Consider the following 23,037-nt stretch of genomic DNA (forward strand, 5'->3'; position numbering starts at 1 on the left):
ACCCGTTCGCCGCTAGGAGCCGAAGCTCCCCGCTCGACTTGCATGTATTAGGCACGCCGCCAGCGTTCGTCCTGAGCCAGGATCAAACTCTCCAAGAATGGTTGTTTGATTCTATGCTCTCAAAAAATTAACAGGTCATGGTTTCACTCTTTAGTTTTCAAGGAACACTTTCATGTGAAGCTTTTTTCTTTCGTCACCATCTTGCGGCGACAAGTAATAATCTATCATGCTATTAAATGAATGTCAACACCTTTTTTAAAAGAAAAAATAATTAAGCTAAAAATAGTAATTGTACTGCTACCAAATACAAGATTCCTGGTAACCCAAGGAGTCCTGTAATCATTGCTGTTACAGGGTTGATTGGTATATGGAAATCCATCACTTGACCAAGAAGATTAACAATAAATAAGACTAGTGCTCCAATTGCACTATATAATAATCCCATCCAAATCCACTTGAGTGGTTTTTTTATAGAACGGTTCAACATCATAAAAAAAATGATCCCAGCTCCCACAGCGATCAACCACCACTTTAATTCTATCAATCGAGTCCCTCCTTGTCCGCTTTACTAGAACATACACAAACTCGTTCATATTTAGAACTCATTTACCAATCAAAAATCTGAATCCATACAGACATAGAGTTGTTAAGCACATGAAAAATAATTGGTGCCCACAAGCTCTTAAAATATACCTTTAACCCTCCTAAGATTAACCCTAGAACAAACAATGGTGCTAACAGAGCGATATCTACATGAAAAAGTGCAAATAAACTCGACGAAAAAAGAACCCCCATCCATTTCCCTGTATCATTTGCAATCGCCTCATAGATCATCCCACGAAAGAAAAACTCTTCAGCGAATACTCCAATCAATCCAATCATTAACCATTGAAAAAATAAAAATAGAGGTCCTCTAACAGTCGCCACGTCAATTCCCTGGTTAATCGTTTCTTCACGCCAAGACATTAATTCAATATGAAAAAAATCGGCAACTGGTTTTGTAATCCAAGAGTCTAGAAAAAATGTGACCCATCCATAAAGTACAACAGAGATCAATAGAATTTGAATCCATTTCATCATGTTTATAGATCGTAAACCAATCTGGGAAAATGACCGATGAAACAAGATAACACCGAGGACAACCAACCATACATGTGGTAAATAAGGAAGCAAATCATTGATCCATTCAACTTCTCCATCCATCCACAAAAACGGTATAGAGCCGACCATCACCCCTGTTTGAATCCATGCCGTATAGTAAACAAGATCAAGAAGTGTAATCTGATTCAATGATCGATTTCGTTCAAACTGAAACCGATCATAGATCCCTAACAACAAAAAGATAAATGAGCCCACCAGTATCACAAGTATGCGAATAAAAGAAACCAATGCAAATCCTAATGAAGAAAATTGATCCTGTCGGAAAATCTGCCACATTCCCTCATCGGTTTCGATCCATTGGAGAGAAGCATATTCCAATGGCAACATTGCAAAAAAACAGACACACATCACCCAAGCGATTCCATTTCTTATGAAATGAACTTTCTTCATTCCATCCCATAAATGAACCCAAGAAATATTTACTTTCACTCAACGCCACCTAATTTCTCAAAAATAGAAAAAGCAGCATAGCTTCTCTGATAAGAAGATGCTGCTTTAGATATATGTGATAAACGATTCAACTAGACCTCTCGTCTTCCCTCTAGCGCTTTCGTCAGTGTAACTTCATCTGCATATTCTAGGTCTCCACCCACAGGTAATCCATGTGCAATTCTAGTCACTTTAATTCCAAAAGGTTTAACCAGTTTGGATAAATACATGGCGGTGGCTTCCCCTTCAATATTGGGATTAGTAGCCAAAATCAGTTCTTGAACTGTGTCATCTCCAAGACGACGTAACAAGTCAGGAATTTTCAATTCATCAGGGCCAATTCCCTCAATGGGCGAGATCGCACCATGTAAAACATGATATAAACCATGGAATTCTCGGGTTCGTTCCATCGCCATTAAGTCCTTTGTATCTTGTACAACACAAACCACAGACCGATCTCTCTTTTTATCTGAACAGATATAACAAGGGTCAGTATCTGTGATGTTTCCACAAACAGAACATGTACGCAAGTCCCGCTTAGCTCTGACTAAAGCTTTCGCTAAGTCTAACACATCGTCTTCTTCCATCGTAAGTACAAAAAAAGCCAAGCGTTGTGCCGTTTTAGGCCCAATGCCTGGCAACCGCATAAAGCCATCGATTAATTTAGAGATCGGTTCAGGTACATACATGATTAGCCACCCCTATACTCGGAATTAAAAGAGGCCAGGGATGTTCATACCTGCCGTAAATTTTCCAAGATCTTTATTTACTAATTCATCAACTTGTTTCATAGCATCACTAAATGCAGCTGTCACTAGATCCTGTAACATTTCAACATCTTCAGGGTCCACAACATCTGGAGAAATTTCTACACTTAGAACTTGTTTATGTCCATTCATCGTCACCTTCACCACTCCACCACCAGCCGTACCGACAACCTCTTTATTCTCCAACTCTTGCTGAGCTTTAGCCATTTCCTGTTGCATTTTTTTTACTTGTTTCATCATTTGATTCATGTTTTTCATTGAAAGGGTCCCCCTCTAATTATGTCGATCACTAACCTCGACCAAATTTTCTCCAAATAACTCGATCGCTTTACGTACAATCTCCTCTGAATCCTTTTTTATTGGTTCGGATTCAGTTGATGGCATTTGATCTGGAGCCTTTTTCGTTTCCACTTGCCCCCAGTCCGAATGCATCAAAGTGTAGAGTGCCATAGGTCTTCCTAAAAACTTACCCATGACTTGTTCAATTAATGACTTATGTGCTTCTTTTTCAGTCGTTTCCCGATGAATTTTACTTTTAAATGCAACTAAGACTGTATCATTTGTCGCACCTACTGGCTCTCCATCCATCAGCCATGCATGAACAGTAATTTTCTCTTCTTTAATACGATGGAGAATATCTGACCAGACCCTCTTCACTTCTGCGAGTCTTTCTGAAGACAACTGCTCTAAAAAACGATCTTGTAATAAAAGCTTGCGGCTTGATGACCGTGCTGGCTGAGTTTCTTGAACTGGCTTTTGTATTTTTTCTGCTATCGGTCTTGGGGTTAAGTGTAACTGCTCTACCTTTTCTTCTAAAGACCGAATCTGTTCTTGCAGTTGGCGAATGACTTGGCTAGCTTCCTCTGTCTGAGATTCGATCGGAGGTTCGCAAAGGTGAACCATCGCCATTTCTAATAAAATTCTCGGATGAGCGACCCATTTCATCTGTTGTTGATAATGGATCAAAGTATCTAGCATCCGTGTCAACTTTGGAACAGAGAAAAGCTCCCCCATATTCATATCAGATTCATCAGTAAATACTGCTTGGGTATATTCAAGACGTGGAGCTGTTTTTTTAAGTAAAAGGTCACGCAATGCAAAAGTGAGATCCTGAATCAATTGATCAGGTTCCAACCCACCCATCACACAATCATCCAAATGCTGGAGAGCTGCCGCTGAATCTCCTTCTGCCATGGCTTTAATCATCAGATAAAGTACATCACGAGAAATCGCTCCTGTAACCGCTAAAACAGTGCTCTCATCTATATGATCTTTTCCAAATGCTAATGCCTGATCAAGTAGACTAAGCGCATCCCTCATTCCACCATCAGCAGCTCGAGCCACTGTATACAAAGCCTTCTCATCCGCATGAACTTGTTGCGATTCACAAATCATCTTGAGTCGATCAACAATCCGCTCTACAGAGATTCGACGAAATGCAAATCGCTGACACCGAGAAATAATGGTCGGTGGGAGTTTATGGGGTTCTGTTGTAGCTAAAATGAAAATAACATGAGCAGGTGGTTCCTCTAATGTTTTCAACAGAGCATTAAAAGCTTCTGTGGTTAACATATGAACTTCATCGATAATATACACCTTATACCTTACTTCCGTAGGGGCATACTTCACTTTATCACGTAATTCACGGATTTCATCCACCCCACGGTTGGAAGCGGCGTCGATCTCCACAACATCCATGATCCTACCATCTGTAATCCGTTGACATGCTTCACATTCATTACATGGTTCAGCTGCTGGACCTCTCTCACAGTTAACAGCTTTGGCTAAGATTTTTGCAGCACTGGTTTTCCCTGTACCCCGTGGTCCATTAAATAGGTAAGCATGTGAAAGATGCCCTTCTTTCAAGGCATTCATCAACGTTTGTGTGACGTGCTCTTGTCCAATGAGATCGCTAAATCGCTGTGATCTCCAAACTCGATATAATGCCCGATAGGACACACTCAACACTCCAACCTTCCCCAAAGGGGCAAAATAATCATTACATTTATCATACTACACTGATTCTCTTTTTTTCAAAACAACATCATGAATTTTGTGCTTGTACGAAGATAAAAAAACCAACCTTCTATAATCTAAGAAGGTTGGTTCTGTTTAGCAAGAGGAAGTTTAATCCCTACAGTCGTCCCCAAGGTTTGAGTAGAAATGTAGATGGATCCACCAATTTCCCTTAATATCTGTCGGCAAATGGGTAGACCGAGTCCAGTTCCATTCTCTTTGGTTGTAAAAAAAGGATCATAAATTTTATCCATCACATGTTTAGGAATTCCCGGTCCTGTATCGATCACTTTAACCGTTAACTGTGAATCAGCAAGATGAGTCTCTAGTTGAATGGTCAAAGACCCTCCATCGCACATTGCCTCGATCGCATTTTTGGAAACATTGAGAAATATTTGTTTGAGTAATTCCCCATCCGCATGAACTACATACGAAGGGGGTAAAAAGCGTTCCATCTGTACATCTACATTATGTAATAAGGCTTCATTGTGGATAATAGGGACAATTTCCTCAAGAACTTGGCAGACATCCACTGTCTCAATATGAACTTCTCGCGGCTTACTCAAAAGTAGAAACTCGCCTACTAGGCTATTGATTCGACCAATCTCTTTTAACATTAAATCAATGTAGCCCTGTTCTTTTACTTGCCCACTTTGCTGTAACTGATATCCGATCATCTGTAAAAAACCTCGGATGGATGTTAACGGATTACGAATCTCATGGGCAGTTCCTGCCGCTATTTGCCCAATCGTAGCCAAGCGGTTATTTTGTCTTATTTGCTGTTCCAAAGAGCGAATCGTAGTCACATTTTCAATCCAAAGGAACCAACCCTGAAAGTTAACTTCTGTTTCACGAATAGGAAAAATTCGAAAGGATAGATTCCTGATGATCCCATCCTTTCGAATGGTTATCTCTTCAGTTCTTGCTGTAGGAGGTGAAGATTGGAAGGCAACAAAAAGACGGCTCCAATCAGCAGACTCCAACTCCAACTTTGATAAACTGTCTCTTATCGACTGATTTAGACTATCGAGTTGATCGATCTCTAACAGCCGACAAGCTGCCTCATTGATATCCAAAATGTTCAGGTGCTGATCCAGTAGAATAACCCCATGATGTATATTTGAAATTAACTGGGCGGCAATCCCCTCAACCGGCGTAATAGGATAAAAGGTAAGAAGTTGATACAAACCTCGATCGCCCATTCTTGTTAATAATTGTACATCGGAATTCATCATATTTGCACCGCCACATCACAGCTTTCCTTTCAATCATTTCAGTCCCTTTTCACTTACACAGGATCAACCCTATATAAAACTCCCCTGAGAGCAGACCCCTTAACCACAGCCTATTTCAAAATATTAATCATATCTTCAAATTAATACAGTCTCACAAAAATGTTAATTGCATCCAAATATCCTACTTGTTAATTCGCCTTTAAACGATCTCTTCCTTCTTAATGACAAATTTTTTCGAAAAGGACGAAGATTGTTGCCCCTTTGCTCACAATTCATCCTAATGCAACTCTCTTCAACAAAACAAAAACTACCCATGATAAAGGTAGTTGATGTACAAAGTTCAAATTATGTATATCGCGCACCTGACTTTGACACATCAAGCCTGAGCGGACACTGTCATCACAGCTAAGACCAGGCACCCCTACGGCACACGGGTGGTCTCCCTTAGTGCTGCTTCCTTCCGGACCTGACACGGTTCAGAAGTTCCCGTTGCGTAGGACCCAATCCATCAACACTGATCAGACAGCCCAAACCTCACACTCGATGAGCCTCGGACAGGAATTCACCCCTGCTAAGGCGGATTGCAGGTAATAGGGCACCGCCAGCTCCCCAGCTAGCGCGACAAAATAACTATAACATAAAACAAGTATATGGATCAATCACTGGATTGGTTTTCCACAAAAATAGATTTGATTTTTCATTCCTAAATAAAATAATAAATAAGTATCTTAAATAATTATTCTGTTATATATAATCAAACCTTGTATATCTACTATTACATGAAAATTCATTTATGGATCTCTCTCTTTCTTTTATATTTATAATCGAATTAAATTCACTGAATGTATAATTCTTTCGATATAATTACTTCTTTTTCATTGAACTATTCTCCCTATCAATCACCCCGTAAAATATTCCTCTTTTTAGATAAATGAATCAATAAAATCCAGGAAGGATTCCAATCTAACTTTAAAATTGTATCAAATAAAGTTTAATATTATAATGACAATTTTCTAATAATGGGTTATTATTAAATTGTATTGTTCTGAAAAATCGACTATTCGGAAGGGTTGTGATAATTGTATTATTTACTTTATTGGTTTTATTCGTAGAAACGGGACTTTGGAACTAAAACAATAGGAAAGAAGGGTTAAATGCGAATGCAAAGAACACAGAGAATTACGATGCGTCTATTCAGCCTTCTGCTCTGTTTTATGCTGGTTTCCCTTGGTTTTTTACCTCAAACTGCAAATGCACAAGTTGGTTCTGAAAATGTTTCTATGAAACAAACCATGCCTGTCAAAGATAAAATCAATAAACGTGTCTTAGATCAATTTGCTAAAGATCAAAATGTCACGTTTCTTGTTAAATTGAAGGATCAAGCAGATACTATGAAAGTAGCTAAGGAAACCGCTCAAAAGGCCAAGTCTCAAAAGCAATCCTTAGCTAAAACTCAACTCATGCAAAGATCCGCGGTGGTATCTGAACTTAGATCTACCGCTATAGATACACAAGCTCATTTGAAAGATTACTTAACCAAACAGAAAAAGGCCGGAAAGGTCAAGGAGTTCGAATCTTTCTATATTGTAAACGGGATGGCAGTGACAGGAACGAAAGAAGTTGCCGAAGCCATTGCAGCCTTCCCTGAAGTAGAAAAAGTATTACCCAATGAAAAGCGTCAACTACATGCACCTAACAAAGTAAATGCCAAGGCTACTTCAAAAGCCGGTACAAATGCCATTGAGTGGAACATCGAACGTGTAGGCGCTCCACAAACTTGGAACTTGGGCATCGACGGAACAGGTACGGTCATTGGTAGTATTGACACAGGTGTTCAATGGGATCATCCTGCATTAAAGGAAAAATACCGTGGATTCGACCCTGCAAACCCCAATCAACCTGATCATGAATTTAACTGGTTAGATGCTACTTCACGTGGACAAGCTACCCCTTACGATGATAATGGTCATGGTACACATACCGTTGGAACCATGGTAGGAGCTGAACCAGACGGCGCTAACCAAGTGGGTGTTGCTCCTGGAGCAAAATGGATCGCAGTTAAAGCATTTACAGGCTCTGGTTCGGCAACAGACCAAAGCTTATTAACTGCAGGTGAATGGATGATCGCTCCTAAAGACCGTAATGGTGTTCCACATCCAGAAAAAGCACCTGATGTGATCAATAACTCTTGGGGTGGCGGATCCGGAATCGATGATTGGTATCGTGATATGGTAAGAAACTGGCGTGCAGCCAACATTTTCCCAGAGTTTTCTGCTGGAAATAGCGGACCTGGAGCAGGCAGTGTGAACACTCCATCCAACTATCCTGAATCTTTTGCCACAGGCGCTACAGACATCAACAATAAGATCGCTTCTTTCTCATCACGTGGTCCTTCACCATATGGTGGTATTTTAAAACCTGAAGTATCTGCTCCCGGTGTCAACATTCGCTCTTCTGTACCTGGGAATGGATATGACGGAACCTATAGTGGTACCTCCATGGCAGGTCCACACGTTTCAGCAGTTGTAGCACTTTTAAGAGAAGCCAACCCCTCCCTCACTGTAGATGAAATTGAGCAAATTTTAAAAGAAACAGCGACTCCGCTGACAGATAGCACCTATCCATCTTCACCCAACATGGGTTATGGTTACGGATTAGTCAATGCCTTTGATGCAGTCTCTTCCGTGCTAACGGGTCGAGGTAAAGTAAAAGGCTCTGTCATGAAAGAAGGACAAGATAACGAAGCACCCACGTATCAACATGAAGCTCCTGCTGAAACTTATGCTGGTATGGATCTACCACTTAGCGTAAGTGTCCAAGATAATGTAAGTATCAAAAAGGTAGAGCTTCAGTATCTTTCCAATAGTGGAGAATGGGTAGCCGTAAATGCTAGCCGTGTAGAAGGAGATTACCGTTCCGGGGTTTATCAAGCCAAAATCCCTGGTAACGCCATTCATGTTCCTAAAGCATCCTACAAATGGAACATTGTGGACTATGGTAATCATGTGATTACTTCAGATATTTATGAAGTGAATGTGGTTCCAGGAATCAGCGTCGGCTATTCCCAAAACTTCGAATCAACACCTGTGGGCTGGTACTCTTTTGGAACCTTAGACTCTTGGCAATGGGGTAAACCCACCTCAGGACCTGGAAGTGCCTTCTCAGGTGAAAAAGTATATGCAACCAATCTGGCAGGGGATTATGACAGTAAGGCAGATATGACACTTGTCATGCCACCTGTAGATCTACCAGAAGGAAATGCTTACCTACAATTCAAACAATGGTACGACTTCGAAACCCGGTATGATTTTGGTCATGTTGTTGTTTCAACTGATCAACAAAACTGGACACAATTAGCTCAAGTCAATGGTCTCTCCAATGGATGGGTTGATGGTCAAGTTGATCTCTCAGCATATGCGGGTCAACGCGTCTATCTCGGTTTCCATGTCAAAACAGATATTAGTATCGTGAAAAAAGGCTGGTATATCGACGATGTGAAGTTAAGTGCAACCGCACTCAGTAACATCACCAAAGCACCTGTTGCCAAAGCGGATGCTACTAGTGGATCTGGAAAAGAACAAGTCGATCCAAAGAAACTCAAACCTAGCAAAAAGATCAATGTTAAATATCCAGTAGCGATCAACCAAGTAAAGAAAGCATCAACACCAAGCGGACTTCCTCTACAAGCAACGGTTAGTGTTCTAGAAACGGGTCGTTCCGCAACTACAAATCCGGCAGATGGTAGTTATGAAATTAATCACGCATCAGGTTCCTACACCTTACGTGCCGAAACCTATGGCTATCGTGCCGTTGACCAACGTGTAGAAATCCCAACAGATGGAGTCGCTGACACTAACTTCGTCTTGCAACCAATTCCGAAAGGAAACATCAAAGGAACTGTTACCAACAAGCAAACTGGGCAACCTATCGCAGATGCCAAACTTCTATTGATGGAAGATGCCGCCATTCAACCTGTAACTACAGATGCCAATGGTAACTTTACACTTCAAGCATACGAAGGAACTTACACATTAAGAATTCAAGCCAACTCTTATGTAACCCAAGATGTTCAAGTAACAGTCACTGGGAATAGCGACGCAAATAAAAACATTCAATTAAAACCATTTATTGGTTACTCGGGTGAGATCGGCTATGACGATGGTACTCCAGAAAATGCTCGTGCCTTCAACCAAGGGGGTAATGGCTGGGCAGTCAAAATGTCACTCGCTCCTGGCCATGACAATGCCTTAGTCACAGGTGGGCTCTTCCGCTTCTGGACAAATGAATGGCCTAATCCAGGTGGAACCGAAATGCAAGTGGCCATCTATGATGCCAACGGTCCGAATGGAGCACCTGGTAAAAAATTAGCTGGACCGATCTCAGCCACCGCTAAACGTGACGGAGAATGGACACATGTAGATCTCAGAGATCAGGGAGTGATGGTCAACGGCGATTTCTACATGACATACATTCAGCCAAAAGCTCATCCAAATGCGCCTGGACTCGCTACCGATGAAGATGGTACCAATGCAAATCGTAGCTGGCAATTCGTCAGTGGTGCATGGGCACAATCACCGAAAGATGAAGGAAACTACATGATCCGTGCCCTTGTAGATTATGAGGCATTTACTCCAACCATAAAATCACCAACAGATGGACTTTACACCAATAAATCTGAGGTCAAAGTCGAAGGAACATCAGCTCCCGGCGTTAATGTGAGTGTCATGAACAATGGGAAAGTTGTTGCCACCGTTGAGCCAACAGCTCAAGGAACCTACTCGGCCAACATCACCTTAAACAAAGGTGAAAACACACTTACAGTTAAATCCACAACAGATAAAGGTTCTACAGACCCTTCTGATCCTGTAAAAGTGATTCTTGATCAAACAGCACCTACAATCTCAATCGACAAACCAGTCAATCATTTCAAAACCAACCAACAAGCTGTTACTATTGTTGGGCAAGCAAGTGATCAGTATCTCCATGAAGTTGTTGTGAATGGTGCTAAAGCGAAGCTAAATGCGGACGGCACCTACTCCCACCGGATGCTCTTGGAAAATGGTGAAAATGTGATCAAAGTCGTTGCCAAAGACCGTGCAGGGAATGCGGCTGAAACTCAGGTTAAAGTATTAGCCAAATTCGACGCACCAGAGATCACCAATCTCAAACCAGACCAAGACTTGCATCTCAAAAAGGGGAATTCCGTGAAGATTGAACTGGATAGTGAGGCTGGTCTAGAAGCTAGTTTCAGCATTAAAATGCCACTATTTGGACCATCCAAAGCAGCACCTACCAACTTTACCGATTTCCCACTCTTAGACACTGGAAATGGACACTATGTCGGATACTGGACCGTTCCATCCCATTTGAAAAATATTGAAGGTGCCGTGGTTGAAGTTACCTTGAAAGACGACTATGGTAACGTAACCAAGAAAGAAGCTGTAGGTAAACTATTTATTAAATAGTTCAAACATCAAAAGGCGATACTCTCATTTTGAGAGTACCGCCTTTTTTAATCTTCATGCACGAAGACATCCTATTGATTCCCAAATAAATTCTTTATTCACTTAGCTCAAACTGATCAAAAGCAGAAGGAGCGAAGAATAAATTTGGTGCTATCTCTCCAATAAATCAACCTCCCGTACATAGCTACATCACTTTTTTCAGTTATCTCATCAAATTACATCGAGAAAACCAGATGATCTTAACGGTCATTTGTCCCCTATTTGCTACTTAAAAGTTACAAAATCTAAATGCATTTCATTGAATAATCCGAAAACCGCAGAGGATATTGTTGCTCAATATTGAATTCCTTTACAAGCTTTTTATTGTTGTTGAAAAGAAAAAAGGAGAGGATTAGATGAAAAAAATAGTTACAATCTTGCTAGTTACAGGAGTACTATTTTCTTCTGTTTCACTAACCACTTTTGCTAACGCAAAAGATTACCATGCCAAGAAAAAGGTAGAGTATGTATCATTAGGAGACTCCATAGCAGCAGGACTAACACCATACGGAAGCTATGATTTAAGTTTTGCAGATTATCTAAGGGATCATTTTAAAAGAAGTAATCATAAAGTTGTTGATTATGATAATTTTGCTGTTTCGGGTTACACTTCTGATCAATTAAGAAACGATATTTTGAACAATGAAAGTGTCAGAAAAGAAATCAAAGAGGCAACTCATATAACGATCGATATCGGTCTAAGTGATGTCTTTCGTATGTTGCTAACAGATCCATCTCGTGTGTCAGAAGCAATTGATAGTGCGAGTGCTAATCTACAAATAATTCTCAGCACCATTGATGACCTTAATCCAAACGTGGATGTTTATGTATTGGGCTATTACAACCCTTACCCTTATGCTCCTCAGCCAGGTCAAGGGAAAATGCTAGAAATTGTGAGATCACTTAATTCAGAAATTAAACTACGTACAGAAGCCAATGGTGATACTTATGTTTCGACAGAGGAAATAATAGCAAAAAACTATCAAAAGTACATGCCTAATCCAGATGATAATCATATAAATATTAAAGGACACAAAGTGATCGCAAAGGAGCTTTGGAAAGCTACAAAATAGATCTCTGTTCCTAACATGTTGGAGTTTCTACAAAGTTGAAAGCGATAAAAGTCATTCTTCTAGTCATTTCCATCTTGATCATTCTTGCTATGATTGAAATATAAGAAAAAAGAAGCCGTCCAACCATCGACGACTTCTTTTTCTTTTTAAAACAATACGAGTTGGTTACTTTCTGGTAAGTCTTTAAAACATCCCATATTTCTAAAGATGTCTACCACTGTACTGGAGGCTCTGGATCTTTTTTGGAAATCATCAATCGATAGAAACTCTCCATCTTTTCTCGCCTGCATGATACTAAAAGCAACACTTTCGCCTACACCTGCGATCGATTCAAAGGGGGGTACCAATTCTCCATCTTTCACTTGGAATTTATTGGCGTGAGACTCATAAATATCGATCGGCTTTATTTTGATTCCTCTTGCATACATTTCTTGAACCAATTCTAGGACAGTAAGTAATGTTTTTTCTTTAGCTGAAGCTTGAAATCCCTTTTCATTGATCTCTTTGATGAGTCTAGAAACATGATCGTATCCTTTTAGGACTTCTTCAATATCAAAGTCGCCTACTTTTGTGGAAAAGAGAGCCGCATAAAATTCCGCTGGATGATACACCTTAAACCATGCGATTCGTACCGCTGCTGTCACATAAGCAGCTGCGTGAGCACGAGGAAACATATACTTGATCTTGCGACAACATCCAATGTACCACTCAGGTACGCCATTTTCTCTCATCAAATCTGCTTCTTCGTCGGTGACTCCTCGTCCTTTCCGAACCTTTTCCATAATCTTAAAGGCATTCTTAGAGGGTAATCCCTTACGTAGCAAATACATCATAATATCGTCACGACAACAGATCGCCTCAGACAACGTACACGTACCTCGATTGATCAAATCTTGTACGTTTCCCTGCCAGACATCAGTTCCATGGGATAAACCTGATACACGAGTGAGCTCACTAAATCTACGTGGTTTGGCATCTTCTAAAATTCCGCGTGCAAAGTAAGTTCCAAACTCAGGAATCCCCAAAGTTCCATGCCGAATCCCATTAATCTGCTCAGGTACAATACCTAACGGCTTGAGACTACTAAAAATCTCGATCACTTTCGGGTCACCCAAAGGTACTTTCGTCGGATCAATCCCCGTCATGTTGTGTAAAAGCCGTTGAATTGTTGGACCTGTATGTCCTAAAAGGTCCAACTTTAAAATCTTTCCGCTGATCGATTTATAATCGAAGTGGGTCGTAATAACAGCTGATTTAGCCGCATCTGCGGGATGTTGGATCGGAGAGAAATCAAAAATCTCTTTTTCCTGTGGAACGACCATCAATCCGCCTGGATGTTGTCCCGTTGACCGTTTAACACCCACACATCCTTGTGCCAGACGATCAATCTCGGCATGTCTTAAAGTCAAATTATGCTGTTCAGCGTACTTTTTGACATATCCATAAGCAGTTTTCTCTTTAACGGTATTGATACTTCCCGCACGATAGATATACTCTTTTCCGAAAAGATCCTCTGTATAGGCATGAGCACGAGCTTGATATTCGCCGTCAAAGTTAAGGTCAATATCTGGCTCTTTATCTGCTTCAAATCCAAGGAACGTTTCAAATGGAATGTCGTGTCCGTCTTTTAATAGTACCTCATTACACTCTGGACATTGTTTATCTGGTAAATCAAATCCAGATTCATAGGAACCATCTGTAACAAACTCACTGTATTTACACTTTTCACAACGATAATGCGGAGGTAAAGGATTCACTTCTGAAATCCGACTAAATGTAGCTACTACAGACGAACCTACAGAACCCCGAGAACCTACGATATAGCCATCTTCAAGGGATTTGTTTACGATTTTCTGGGAAATCATATACAATGTGCTGTATCCATGCTTGATGATCGATCCCAATTCTCGATCTAAGCGGGCTTGTACAACCTCTGGTAATGTCTCTCCATACCAGTCGTGTGCAGTGTCATAACAAATTTGCTTTAGCTCTTCTTCAGCACCTTCTAAGTTAGGTGTAAACGTTTCTTCTGGGAACGGCTGAATCCCATCTTCGATCCATTCTTCCGCAATCATCCGCGGATTGGTAATAACCACTTCTTTACACTTTTGCTCTCCCAAATAGCGAAACTCTTTAAGCATCTCATTCGTAGTTCTAAAGTGTGCCTTGGGAAGTGGGCCTTTCGGCTTAGCACCTGTCTGATTAGCTGCAATGATCTCACGAGAAATCGCATCTTGCTCATCCAAGTAATGAACATTCGCCGTTGCAACTACAGGCTTTCCTAATTTCTCCCCGATCTCTACTAGTAAACGATTCGCTTGCCGAAGTCGTTCATCATTTTCGACAAAGCCTTTTTCTACTAAATGAATATTATAATCAACAGGTTGGATCTCCAAATAGTCATAGAAACGAGCTACTTCTTCCACCTCTGTGGGAGACTTGTTGAGCGCTGTTTCAAACAATTCCCCTCGTTCACAGCCAGAGCCAATCAACAAACCTTCTCGATGTTTCATCAATTGACTGCGGGGAATCCGTGGAACACGGTAGAAATATTTTAAATGTGACATCGAAATCAGTTTATACAGATTTTTCATACCTTCTGGGTTTTTGACTAATAAAATAGCATGGAAGGGACGCATCCGACTAAAATCCCGTTCTCCCTGATCTTCATTCAATTGAGGCAAGCGAACAATATTTTTGGCTACGGTTTCATGCAACATTTTCCAAAGAACATACCCAGTTGTTTCCGCATCATAGATCGCCCGGTGATGCTGTTCTAGCTTCACATCTAGTTTATCAGCTAAATTATTTAATCGATGATTTCTTAATCCCGGATAGAGAAAACGTGCCAACTCTAGTGTATCTAGAACTGGGTTTTTGACAGGCTGCTCTCCAATTCTCTTTACTGCTTCTTGTAAAAACCCCATATCAAATCGCGCATTATGGGCAACTAAAACACATCCATCAATAAATTGAAGAAAACGAGCAATCACATCATCAATCTCTGGTGCATCCTTGACCATATCATCTGTGATGTGTGTTAATTCAATGATCTGTTGGGGCAAGGGTCGATGTGGATTGGCAAATTCAGAAAAGGTTTCAACCACTTTTCCATCTTTCATTTTGACCGCACCTAGTTCGATAATGACATCATGAACAGCAGAAAGACCTGTTGTCTCAACGTCAAAGACCACATACGTATCCTCCAACAGCTCCCCTCGATCCACTTCATTCATGACAATCGGTACACCATCATCAACGATATTGGCCTCAACCCCATACAGCACCTTCACACCTGTTTTTTTAGCGATATCATAGGCTTCAGGATACGCTTGAACGACTGCATGGTCAGTAATCGCAACTGCGGGATGCCCCCATTTGGCAACTCTTTGTACAATATCTTTCACATCATAAATCCCATCCATCGCTGACATGGAGGTGTGTAGATGTAGCTCTACACGCTTCTCTTCCGCATGATCCATTCGTTCCGTCTCATTGGACTCTACTTCATGAAAATCATTGATCATCATCACAAGTTCTCTAGCAAAGGTGTCGTATTGAACATTCCCTTTCACCTTCAACCAGTCGCCATTTTGAACCAGTGAACAAATCTTCGCCTGTTCCTTATCCTTGGCAAAATATTTACATGAAATGGAATCAGTGAAGTCGGTGAGATTAAAAGTGAAAAGCTGCCTTCCACTCTTCAGTTCCTTCATTTCACTTCGGAAAACCTTCCCTTGAACAACCACTCGATTCTCTTCTTCGATAATCTGATTCATCAGTCGAGAATCTTCCTTAATCTGATATCCAACCCGCTTCTCCAATTGGATCTCTGGAGGATTTTCTTCTCTCATCTGACTGATTTCGGCTTGTTCAGCTAGAGCTTGTTGGATTAACACTTGTTCCTCTTCCGCTTTTTTTTGTTGAAGTTGCTCTAGATGTTCCTGAGTACTCAAATCTTCTTTCGCACTTAAATGAATCGTTACTGATTTCCCTGTAATCCTTGTATAGTATTTCGCAACGAGTTGGTCGATTCCACGACTCTTTGCCATATCAAGAATAGTAGGGTTTGCAAATACAACCTCGATCCGCTCTCCTTGTACCGACCATTCCGCTTTTCCAAACCAACTCCCAGATGCAGGAGCATGATTCTCTTCGATCTGCTTTTGAATCCAGTACTTCACTTTTTCTAAGGTGGTCTCATGGTTCACGGAGTCATAGATAAAGTGCACCTTCACACGGATCGGGTGAAAATGTTTGTTGAGTCTGAGCTGAAATTCATACCAAATTTCTGCGGGGATCGGCTCAGGTAGATGAAGAAGAATGGTCCAAGAATGCTGTTTCATACTGACTTGCACTTTCTCAATCCATGCTTGTCCAAAATGTTCTTGGAGCCATTCTCGAGGCAGATCCACTTCATTAAATAGCTTACGAATACTCTCATCGGCCATGGGCACACCTCCTCATTAGAATCGTACGACAGGGTTGTTAACTCCTAAGATAAATAAGAGAGCTAACCCCTCGATCTTAATCTATCTAGATGTATAAGGATGGGATGACTGTTCTATAAAAACCCCTATTTATTTGCCACCCTCTTATGTACCCTTGTTTGGAATATAATGTTATAACATACAAAATACATGACTTCATCTTATCAAATCATCAAAAGTTGGACAACACAAGGAGCAGATAGAGGTAGGATGATTTAATATTTAAATACTATTATACTTTTAAAACTAGGGTAAATTAGATCACGATCTATGCTATACAGATTAGAGTGATCACCTTCATACTAGTAGGCATGATCAGCTGTTTGATCATGGTGAAGGTAATCGATGATGACTTGTATCAACCGATCTCAAAGTCTCCATATAAAAGACGAACCCTCAAAACCTCCTTGGTTATCAAAGGTTTCTAGGGTTCTCGATGATGCTTTATTTAAAATTTTGTATATCCCCAAAAAAGGGACTGGTTATATTCGCCAGCTCTTGTTTTTTATTTTCTATTATAATCTTTTCTATTTATGAAAGGAAAACGCAGTAATTGATTTCAAAAACCTTATCTTTTGCCAACAAAACAGGAGAAGTTTCAATTCCTCATAGGTACGATCTAAACCCCAAAAAGTACTGATACTAAAGCACTCTATCTTCTGTTCAAATTTCCTGCTTCCTTTGTATTCTTTTCAAGGAAGCAAGAATGAAAGCAAATATGTTGCAAAAGGATGCTGCAAGAGAAATAGGAATCAGCAATGTAACTCTTTCTCAATATGAAAAAGGGATTCGCAATCCAGATCCAGAAACTTTATTAAAGTTGGCTGATTTATATAATGTCTCTATCGATTGGCTTCTCGGTCGATTCCCCTCAACTCGTCAAGGATTCGGAAGGGACCATAGTAGCAAAGCTACCAAAAAATATCTTGATCTTCGATTGCTTAATACTTTAGCTGATCTTCCAGAAAATGTACGTATGGAGTTGCAACCACCAGTACTACTCTATCGAGTTCTACAACTGAGGGATGATGTAACGATAACTATATCAGAATCTTATCTACCTAATTCTCTACCTCTTGAAGAGTTGGAAAAGATTCTTGAAGGAGTTAAGCAGAATCCTACGCTGAGTTTGTACAAAACTCTAGAATCATTCGGGAGAAAACCGATCTCATGCGAAGAAGTTATAGTCGTAGATAGTCCTTCTCGTGAAGAAGCTGATCTTCTGAACATGCCTGAGAAAGTTCCTGTCGCGCGGATTACGAGAAAAACCTTTGATGCATCGAGCAAACTCGTAGAGCATTGCCTGCTGACGAGCCGAACAGATCTCTATAAGTTTGTGTATCGATTTACTTTATAACTTTATAAAGGGAGGTTTTTATGTTGAAATATGAACATGAACATACCAAACAGATGGCTTTGGGATATCACAAGCGGACAGGATTCCCATTCGTAACACTGAAAACAGCAATGACTCTAGATGGGAAAATTGCTACCTCAACTGGTGATAGTAAGTGGGTAACCAATGAACTCTCGAGAGAAAACGTTCATTACATGCGTCATTGGAACGATGGGATTATGGTCGGGATCGGGACTGTTCTAAAAGATCGCCCGAGTTTGACTACACGTTTATCTGAGGGTGGGGGTAAAAATCCAACCCGCATTGTAGCTGACAGTTTGTTGCGTATCCCACTTGACACTCCACTGGTGACCACCACAGAAGAAGCCCCAACTTGGGTATTTTGTACTGATGCAGCAGCCCCAGAAAAAGAAAAACAGCTGGTAGAGCATGGAGTAAAAGTGATTCGCACGGGTAGCGGCCCGCACGTTGATTTAGTAAAAGCAATGAAGTATTTGGGTGAAAACGGAATCACATCTGTTTTGCTTGAAGGTGGCGGTCAGCTCAACTGGTCAGTGCTTGAAGCCTCTCTTATCCAAAAAGTGGTTACCTTTATTGCTCCGAAATTGCTCGGTGGCAAGGAAAGTATTACTCCCATTTCTGGTCAGGGATTTGAACGAATGGGATTGGCTGTTCCATTAAAAGATGTAACGGTTCAGCGCTTTAGAGAAGATATTTGCATTACGGGATATCTATCGTGACAATCTGTTAGCAAGAAAAAAGAGTGTTTCTAGGATGAGAGCACTCTTTTTTGTGCCTGTTCTGCATACTAGTTAATTTGATTAATCGTTTGGATATCGGGATAGGCTTATAACCACTTCGTCAGGTAGCCTATGGGGAATTTCATAGTACGTTCTCTGACGCTTAGTTACGACAGTAAGCTTAACTTTTTTAGACACAAAAAAACGCCTCCTATCTCGTTTCTACATCCGCTTAAGATGCAAAAACAAACTAGGAAGCGTCTCTCGTACACTTCGTTTATTCGCTATGTGAACGTGTGCCATCGTTTAGACAATCGCCCATAATCACAGTATTTGTTTGGCGGAGAGGGTGGGATTCGAACCCACGGTACGAGGAATACCCGCACAACGGTTTTCGAGACCGCCTCCTTCAACCACTCGGACACCTCTCCATATAAAAAGCCTAGACAACTATCAATCTTACAGCAATGATACGAAGTTGTCAAGACTACAGCTGCTATATCTTTCATTCACCATTGGATGTACTCTAAATCTCACGATTCTGAAGCCATCTTTTTTAGGCGCTTTTTTTCTTTTCTTAGTTCACGGAAAAAGTGGGTTAACATGGAGCTGCACTCTTCTTCGAGTACACCTGAGATCACTGCGGTCTGGTGGTTAAATCTCGGTTCATCGAGAAGATTCATTAAGGTTCCCGCACAGCCCGCTTTGGGATCTGTGGTTCCATAGACAACGGTCGCAATCCTTGACTGGATGATCGCTCCGGCACACATGGGACAAGGTTCCAAGGTGACATAGAGAACACAATCATTCAATCGCCAACTCCCTAAGTGGTCAGTAGCTTCCTGGATGGCGATGATTTCAGCATGAGCCGTGGGGTCTTGATCGATTTCCCGAAGGTTGTATCCTTTACCGATGATCTCATCCTTGTAAACGATGACCGCTCCGATGGGAACTTCACCGATTGCTTTTGCTTTTTCTGCTTCATGGAGTGCAGCTCTCATATATTTCTCATGATTCAAGAGGCAAGAACCCCCAATTTTATTGACTCAAACTAATTACATCTGTTTATCCAACGATCCTCTTTAAATAACTGATCTTCATCGCACTTAGGATGGTGACGGGACGGAACGATTGTCACCACAATCGGCGCAACGACCATAGATTTCAAACTTATGTCCAGTGATTTCAAAGTTTTCAGGTTGTCCCAAAATCGCGTTCATCGGACAAAGGTGGATGGCTTGAGTACGACCACATTGAGTACAGATCAAATGGTGATGGTGTTGATCACTGCCACAGTTAATCCTGTACCGTCGTTCCCCTTCCCACTCGGTCCCTTCGATGAGCCCCAGATCTTCAAACAACGATATATTTCGATAGACAGTGTCAAAGCTCAGCCCCGGATAGTCCTTCTGCATTTGATCAAGGATTTCCTTCGCTGACATATAACGACTTTCCTTTACGAACAGCTGAACCATTCGCTCACGCTTGTCCGTATACTTATACCCATGTTGTTTTAATAATTCTAGTGCTTGGTTTAGATCCATTCATCTCGCTCCTACACACAGTTCCAACCATTGGGTTTTCATTCATTTTATCTTATTTTTGCTCTGGAATCACCCTTCTATTTCGAATAAGCAAAGAAATCTTTTTTATCATTAAAACAAGTAGCAAGATCACAATAGAAACTAAGACAATCGTTCCTCCAGACGCCCAATCTAGTTCATAAGCCGCGTATAATCCTGCAAATACAGCTAGTTGTGAAAAAAACATCGACCACACAATGGTTTGCCGAAAGCTATTGGTAAATTGTAAGCTGGCAGCTACCGGAATCGTCATTAATGCAGACACCAACAAAATCCCAACGACACGAATCGCTGCGGCAATGACTAGTGCCACCACGATGATAAATAGGAGATTGACCCAACGACGAGGAACTCCTGATAAAGTGGCATGTTCTTCATCAAACGAGAGAGCAAACATCTCTTTATAAAAGAAGAAAGAGAATAAAAGAACGATCAGTCCGGTAATCAAAATCGTGTACAAATCTTCTTGGCTCACTGCAAGGATGTTGCCAAATAAATAGCCTGCGATATCTACATTAAATCCATCAGCAGCACTAATTAAAACCACACCGAGACCGATCCCACCTGATAGGATAATGGGGATCGCCAACTCCTGATAGGATCGATATAGGCGGCGCAACTGTTCAATAAATAATGAGCCTGCCACCGCAAATCCCATCCCCGTGTAGATCGGATTGACCTGAAGTGTAGGAAATTCCTTTTGTAACAATAAGCCTGCGGCTACACCTGATAAAGTAACGTGAGATAAGGCATCAGCAATTAACGATAGCCGTCGTACCACGAGGAAGACTCCTACTAACGGTGAAATGATCCCGATCGTGATCCCTGCCAATAAAGCTCGTTGCATAAATTCATATTCTAAAATAGTCTCGATCATAGAATAGAGCCTACTAACTGAGGCGCTCCCCTCCTTCATGGCAAAACAAAATTAATGTTGATGTTCGACGACTTGAACTTCATGACCATAGGCGGCTGACAACACTTCCTCTTGTTGTTCAGCAAAATCCTTTGAATGTCCATGGAAGAACAGTCTCTTATTGAGACAAGCGATCCGATCTACATAAGTGGTCACCGCACCAATGTCATGTGTGACCAAAATCATTGAAATTCCCCGCTCTTGGTGTAACTGGGTGAGTAAATCATAAAATTGCTCTGTCGATTTAGCATCCACCCCTACAGTCGGTTCATCTAAGATTAAGAGTTCAGGCTGACTAACTAGTGCCCGTGCAATAAACGCACGCTGTTGCTGTCCTCCTGACATTTTACCAATATTCCGGTCAGCAAATGCAGATAATCCTACTTGTTCAATCGCTTCATCCACGAACTTCCAATCCTCTTTTTTCATCCAGTGGAACAATCCCAGTTTCCCAGTCAAACCAGAAGCAACCACTTCTCGAACCGTTGCTGGAAATCCAGAGTTAAAGCTATTAGACTTTTGTGAGACGTAGCCGACTTTAGAACGCTCCTTGGCAGATAAAGAAGGCTTACCAAATATACGGATCTCTCCCTTTTGTGGTTTCATGAGACCGAGAGCTAACTTCATCAACGTAGACTTGCCAGATCCATTGGGGCCGATCAGACCGACTAGCTCCCCTTTTTCTACGGTTAAATTTACATTATCAAGGACTTGCTGATGATCATATGCAAAAGAAATATGATCCATTTCAATCACAAATTGACTCATGGTTGGACTCCTAAAGCCTTAGCAATATTTTCTTTATTTTTTCTCATTACCGAAAAGTAGTCAGCTCCCTGTGCTATCTCTTCTTTGGTTAATCCTTCAAGCGGATTTAAGGTAAGTGCTTCCGCTTTGACTTCTTTTCTAACAACCTCTGCTACTTTACTACTAACAAGTGTTTCAAACAAAATATATTTGACTTGATGTTCTTTTACCGTCTCTATGATCTGTTTTAACTCTTTGGGACTAGGTTCTTGAGATGGGCTCATCCCTGTAATGGCAATCTGCTCTAACCCATAACGACTTGCCAAGTAATTAAAGGCAGAGTGAGAAACAACGAGCTCTTTTTTCTTCGCTTGTTGGGTCATCGCATCATATTCTTGATGAAGAGTATCTAACTCACCCGCAAGTTTTTGATAATTTTTCTCGTAATCATCTTTATGACTTGGGTCTACTTGCACTAGCCCTTCTTTAATATTCATCGCTTGTTGTTTTGCACGTACAGGATCAAGCCATACATGAGGATCAAAGTCTCCATGATCATGCTCATCTTCTTTGTGCCCTTCTTCATGGGCGTGTTCATCATGATGTTCCTTGGTCGAAAGAAGTTCGATTTCTTTCGTACTTTCTACCACAACGGTTTTCTCTTTATCAAGGTTTTTCGCTACCTGATCTACCCACGATTCAAATCCAGCACCATTATAAACGAATAAATCCGATTTTGTAATTTTCTCCATATCCTTGGGGGTTAATTCAAAATCATGGGCTTCCGTTCCTGGTGGAATCATATTAGTCACTTGCACATGTTCGCCACCAATTTTTTTCGCAAAATCTTCAAGCGGATACACACTTACCATCACTTTCACTTTTCCATCCACTAACTGAACAGATTCTTCGTTGTTACCGCAACCTGTTAATAAAGCTCCGATCACTAATAATAGCACCAAGAATGGGCTTAACCATCTTTTCACAAAATTACCTCCAAATCAAGATAAGTACGATTG

16 protein-coding genes, 1 tRNA gene, 1 rRNA gene and 1 other RNA gene are annotated in these 23,037 nt (G+C 41.0%); 4 read left to right on the forward strand and 15 right to left on the reverse strand.

Annotated features, from left to right (window positions below; translation table 11 throughout):
* The 8 genes from EDD58_RS03335 to ffs all read right to left on the reverse strand — a co-directional run.
* Positions 1 to 98 (reverse strand): 16S ribosomal RNA (locus EDD58_RS03335); the annotation flags it as partial.
* 173 nt (positions 99 to 271) lie between these two features.
* Entirely contained in the window at positions 272 to 544 is a 273-nt protein-coding gene (locus tag EDD58_RS03340) for a pro-sigmaK processing inhibitor BofA family protein (RefSeq protein ID WP_131923442.1), read from the reverse strand.
* A 62-nt stretch (positions 545 to 606) separates the two neighbouring features.
* Positions 607 to 1,590, reverse strand: a complete 984-nt coding sequence (locus EDD58_RS03345) for a CPBP family intramembrane glutamic endopeptidase (protein WP_131923443.1) — start codon at positions 1,588 to 1,590, stop codon at positions 607 to 609.
* 92 nt (positions 1,591 to 1,682) lie between these two features.
* Positions 1,683 to 2,279 (reverse strand): recombination mediator RecR, encoded by a 597-nt coding sequence (gene recR / locus EDD58_RS03350; protein ID WP_131923444.1) that lies wholly within the window; start codon positions 2,277 to 2,279, stop codon positions 1,683 to 1,685.
* A 24-nt stretch (positions 2,280 to 2,303) separates the two neighbouring features.
* Complete coding sequence (locus EDD58_RS03355; RefSeq protein ID WP_131923445.1) at positions 2,304 to 2,615, reverse strand: YbaB/EbfC family nucleoid-associated protein; 312 nt, start codon at positions 2,613 to 2,615, stop codon at positions 2,304 to 2,306.
* A gap of 15 nt (positions 2,616 to 2,630) precedes the next feature.
* Positions 2,631 to 4,316 carry a DNA polymerase III subunit gamma/tau gene (gene dnaX, locus EDD58_RS03360; RefSeq protein WP_131923446.1) on the reverse strand — a complete coding sequence of 562 codons (1,686 nt, stop codon included), beginning with the start codon at positions 4,314 to 4,316 and terminating at the stop codon, positions 2,631 to 2,633.
* Positions 4,317 to 4,450: 134 nt separating this feature from the next.
* Positions 4,451 to 5,605 (reverse strand): ATP-binding protein, encoded by a 1,155-nt coding sequence (locus tag EDD58_RS03365; RefSeq protein WP_165875776.1) that lies wholly within the window; start codon positions 5,603 to 5,605, stop codon positions 4,451 to 4,453.
* 357 nt (positions 5,606 to 5,962) lie between these two features.
* Positions 5,963 to 6,230, reverse strand: an RNA gene (ffs, locus tag EDD58_RS03370) — signal recognition particle sRNA large type.
* A 538-nt stretch (positions 6,231 to 6,768) separates the two neighbouring features.
* Here ffs and EDD58_RS03375 point away from each other — a divergent pair.
* Positions 6,769 to 11,073, forward strand: coding sequence for a S8 family peptidase (locus EDD58_RS03375; protein WP_131923448.1), 4,305 nt, complete (start codon positions 6,769 to 6,771; stop codon positions 11,071 to 11,073).
* 395 nt (positions 11,074 to 11,468) lie between these two features.
* A complete protein-coding gene (locus EDD58_RS03380; RefSeq protein WP_131923449.1) occupies positions 11,469 to 12,185 on the forward strand; it encodes a GDSL-type esterase/lipase family protein in 717 nt (238 codons plus the stop codon).
* Positions 12,186 to 12,331: 146 nt separating this feature from the next.
* Here EDD58_RS03380 and EDD58_RS03385 read toward each other — a convergent pair whose 3' ends face one another.
* Positions 12,332 to 16,636: a PolC-type DNA polymerase III gene (locus tag EDD58_RS03385; RefSeq protein ID WP_131923450.1), complete on the reverse strand. Its 4,305-nt coding sequence runs from the start codon at positions 16,634 to 16,636 to the stop codon at positions 12,332 to 12,334.
* A gap of 724 nt (positions 16,637 to 17,360) precedes the next feature.
* On the opposite strand from EDD58_RS03385, the gene EDD58_RS14745 reads away from it, so the two are divergent.
* Both EDD58_RS14745 and ribD read left to right on the forward strand, forming a co-directional pair.
* On the forward strand, positions 17,361 to 18,032 hold the full coding sequence (locus EDD58_RS14745; RefSeq protein ID WP_279389097.1) for a helix-turn-helix domain-containing protein: 672 nt from the start codon (positions 17,361 to 17,363) through the stop codon (positions 18,030 to 18,032).
* Between the two features lie 23 nt (positions 18,033 to 18,055).
* The gene (ribD, locus tag EDD58_RS03395) at positions 18,056 to 18,772 is read left to right on the forward strand and encodes a bifunctional diaminohydroxyphosphoribosylaminopyrimidine deaminase/5-amino-6-(5-phosphoribosylamino)uracil reductase RibD (protein ID WP_165875779.1); all 717 of its coding nucleotides are present in this window, start codon (positions 18,056 to 18,058) and stop codon (positions 18,770 to 18,772) included.
* A gap of 338 nt (positions 18,773 to 19,110) precedes the next feature.
* On the opposite strand, the gene EDD58_RS03400 is transcribed toward ribD, so the two are convergent.
* The 6 genes from EDD58_RS03400 to EDD58_RS03425 form a co-directional block, all read right to left on the reverse strand.
* Positions 19,111 to 19,203: transfer RNA gene (locus tag EDD58_RS03400), tRNA-Ser, on the reverse strand.
* 102 nt (positions 19,204 to 19,305) lie between these two features.
* Positions 19,306 to 19,791: a tRNA adenosine(34) deaminase TadA gene (tadA, locus tag EDD58_RS03405; RefSeq protein WP_279389086.1), complete on the reverse strand. Its 486-nt coding sequence runs from the start codon at positions 19,789 to 19,791 to the stop codon at positions 19,306 to 19,308.
* Between the two features lie 87 nt (positions 19,792 to 19,878).
* On the reverse strand, positions 19,879 to 20,316 hold the full coding sequence (locus tag EDD58_RS03410) for a Fur family transcriptional regulator (RefSeq protein ID WP_131923452.1): 438 nt from the start codon (positions 20,314 to 20,316) through the stop codon (positions 19,879 to 19,881).
* Between the two features lie 52 nt (positions 20,317 to 20,368).
* On the reverse strand, positions 20,369 to 21,232 hold the full coding sequence (locus tag EDD58_RS03415) for a metal ABC transporter permease (protein WP_131923453.1): 864 nt from the start codon (positions 21,230 to 21,232) through the stop codon (positions 20,369 to 20,371).
* A 51-nt stretch (positions 21,233 to 21,283) separates the two neighbouring features.
* Positions 21,284 to 22,039 carry a metal ABC transporter ATP-binding protein gene (locus tag EDD58_RS03420; RefSeq protein ID WP_131923454.1) on the reverse strand — a complete coding sequence of 252 codons (756 nt, stop codon included), beginning with the start codon at positions 22,037 to 22,039 and terminating at the stop codon, positions 21,284 to 21,286.
* Positions 22,036 to 23,004 (reverse strand): metal ABC transporter substrate-binding protein, encoded by a 969-nt coding sequence (locus tag EDD58_RS03425; RefSeq protein ID WP_131923455.1) that lies wholly within the window; start codon positions 23,002 to 23,004, stop codon positions 22,036 to 22,038. Before EDD58_RS03425 ends, EDD58_RS03420 begins: the two co-directional genes overlap by 4 nt.
* Positions 23,005 to 23,037 lie beyond the last annotated feature (33 nt).

Source organism: Hazenella coriacea (assembly GCF_004341825.1).
Lineage (GTDB): Bacteria > Bacillota > Bacilli > Thermoactinomycetales > Thermoactinomycetaceae > Hazenella > Hazenella coriacea.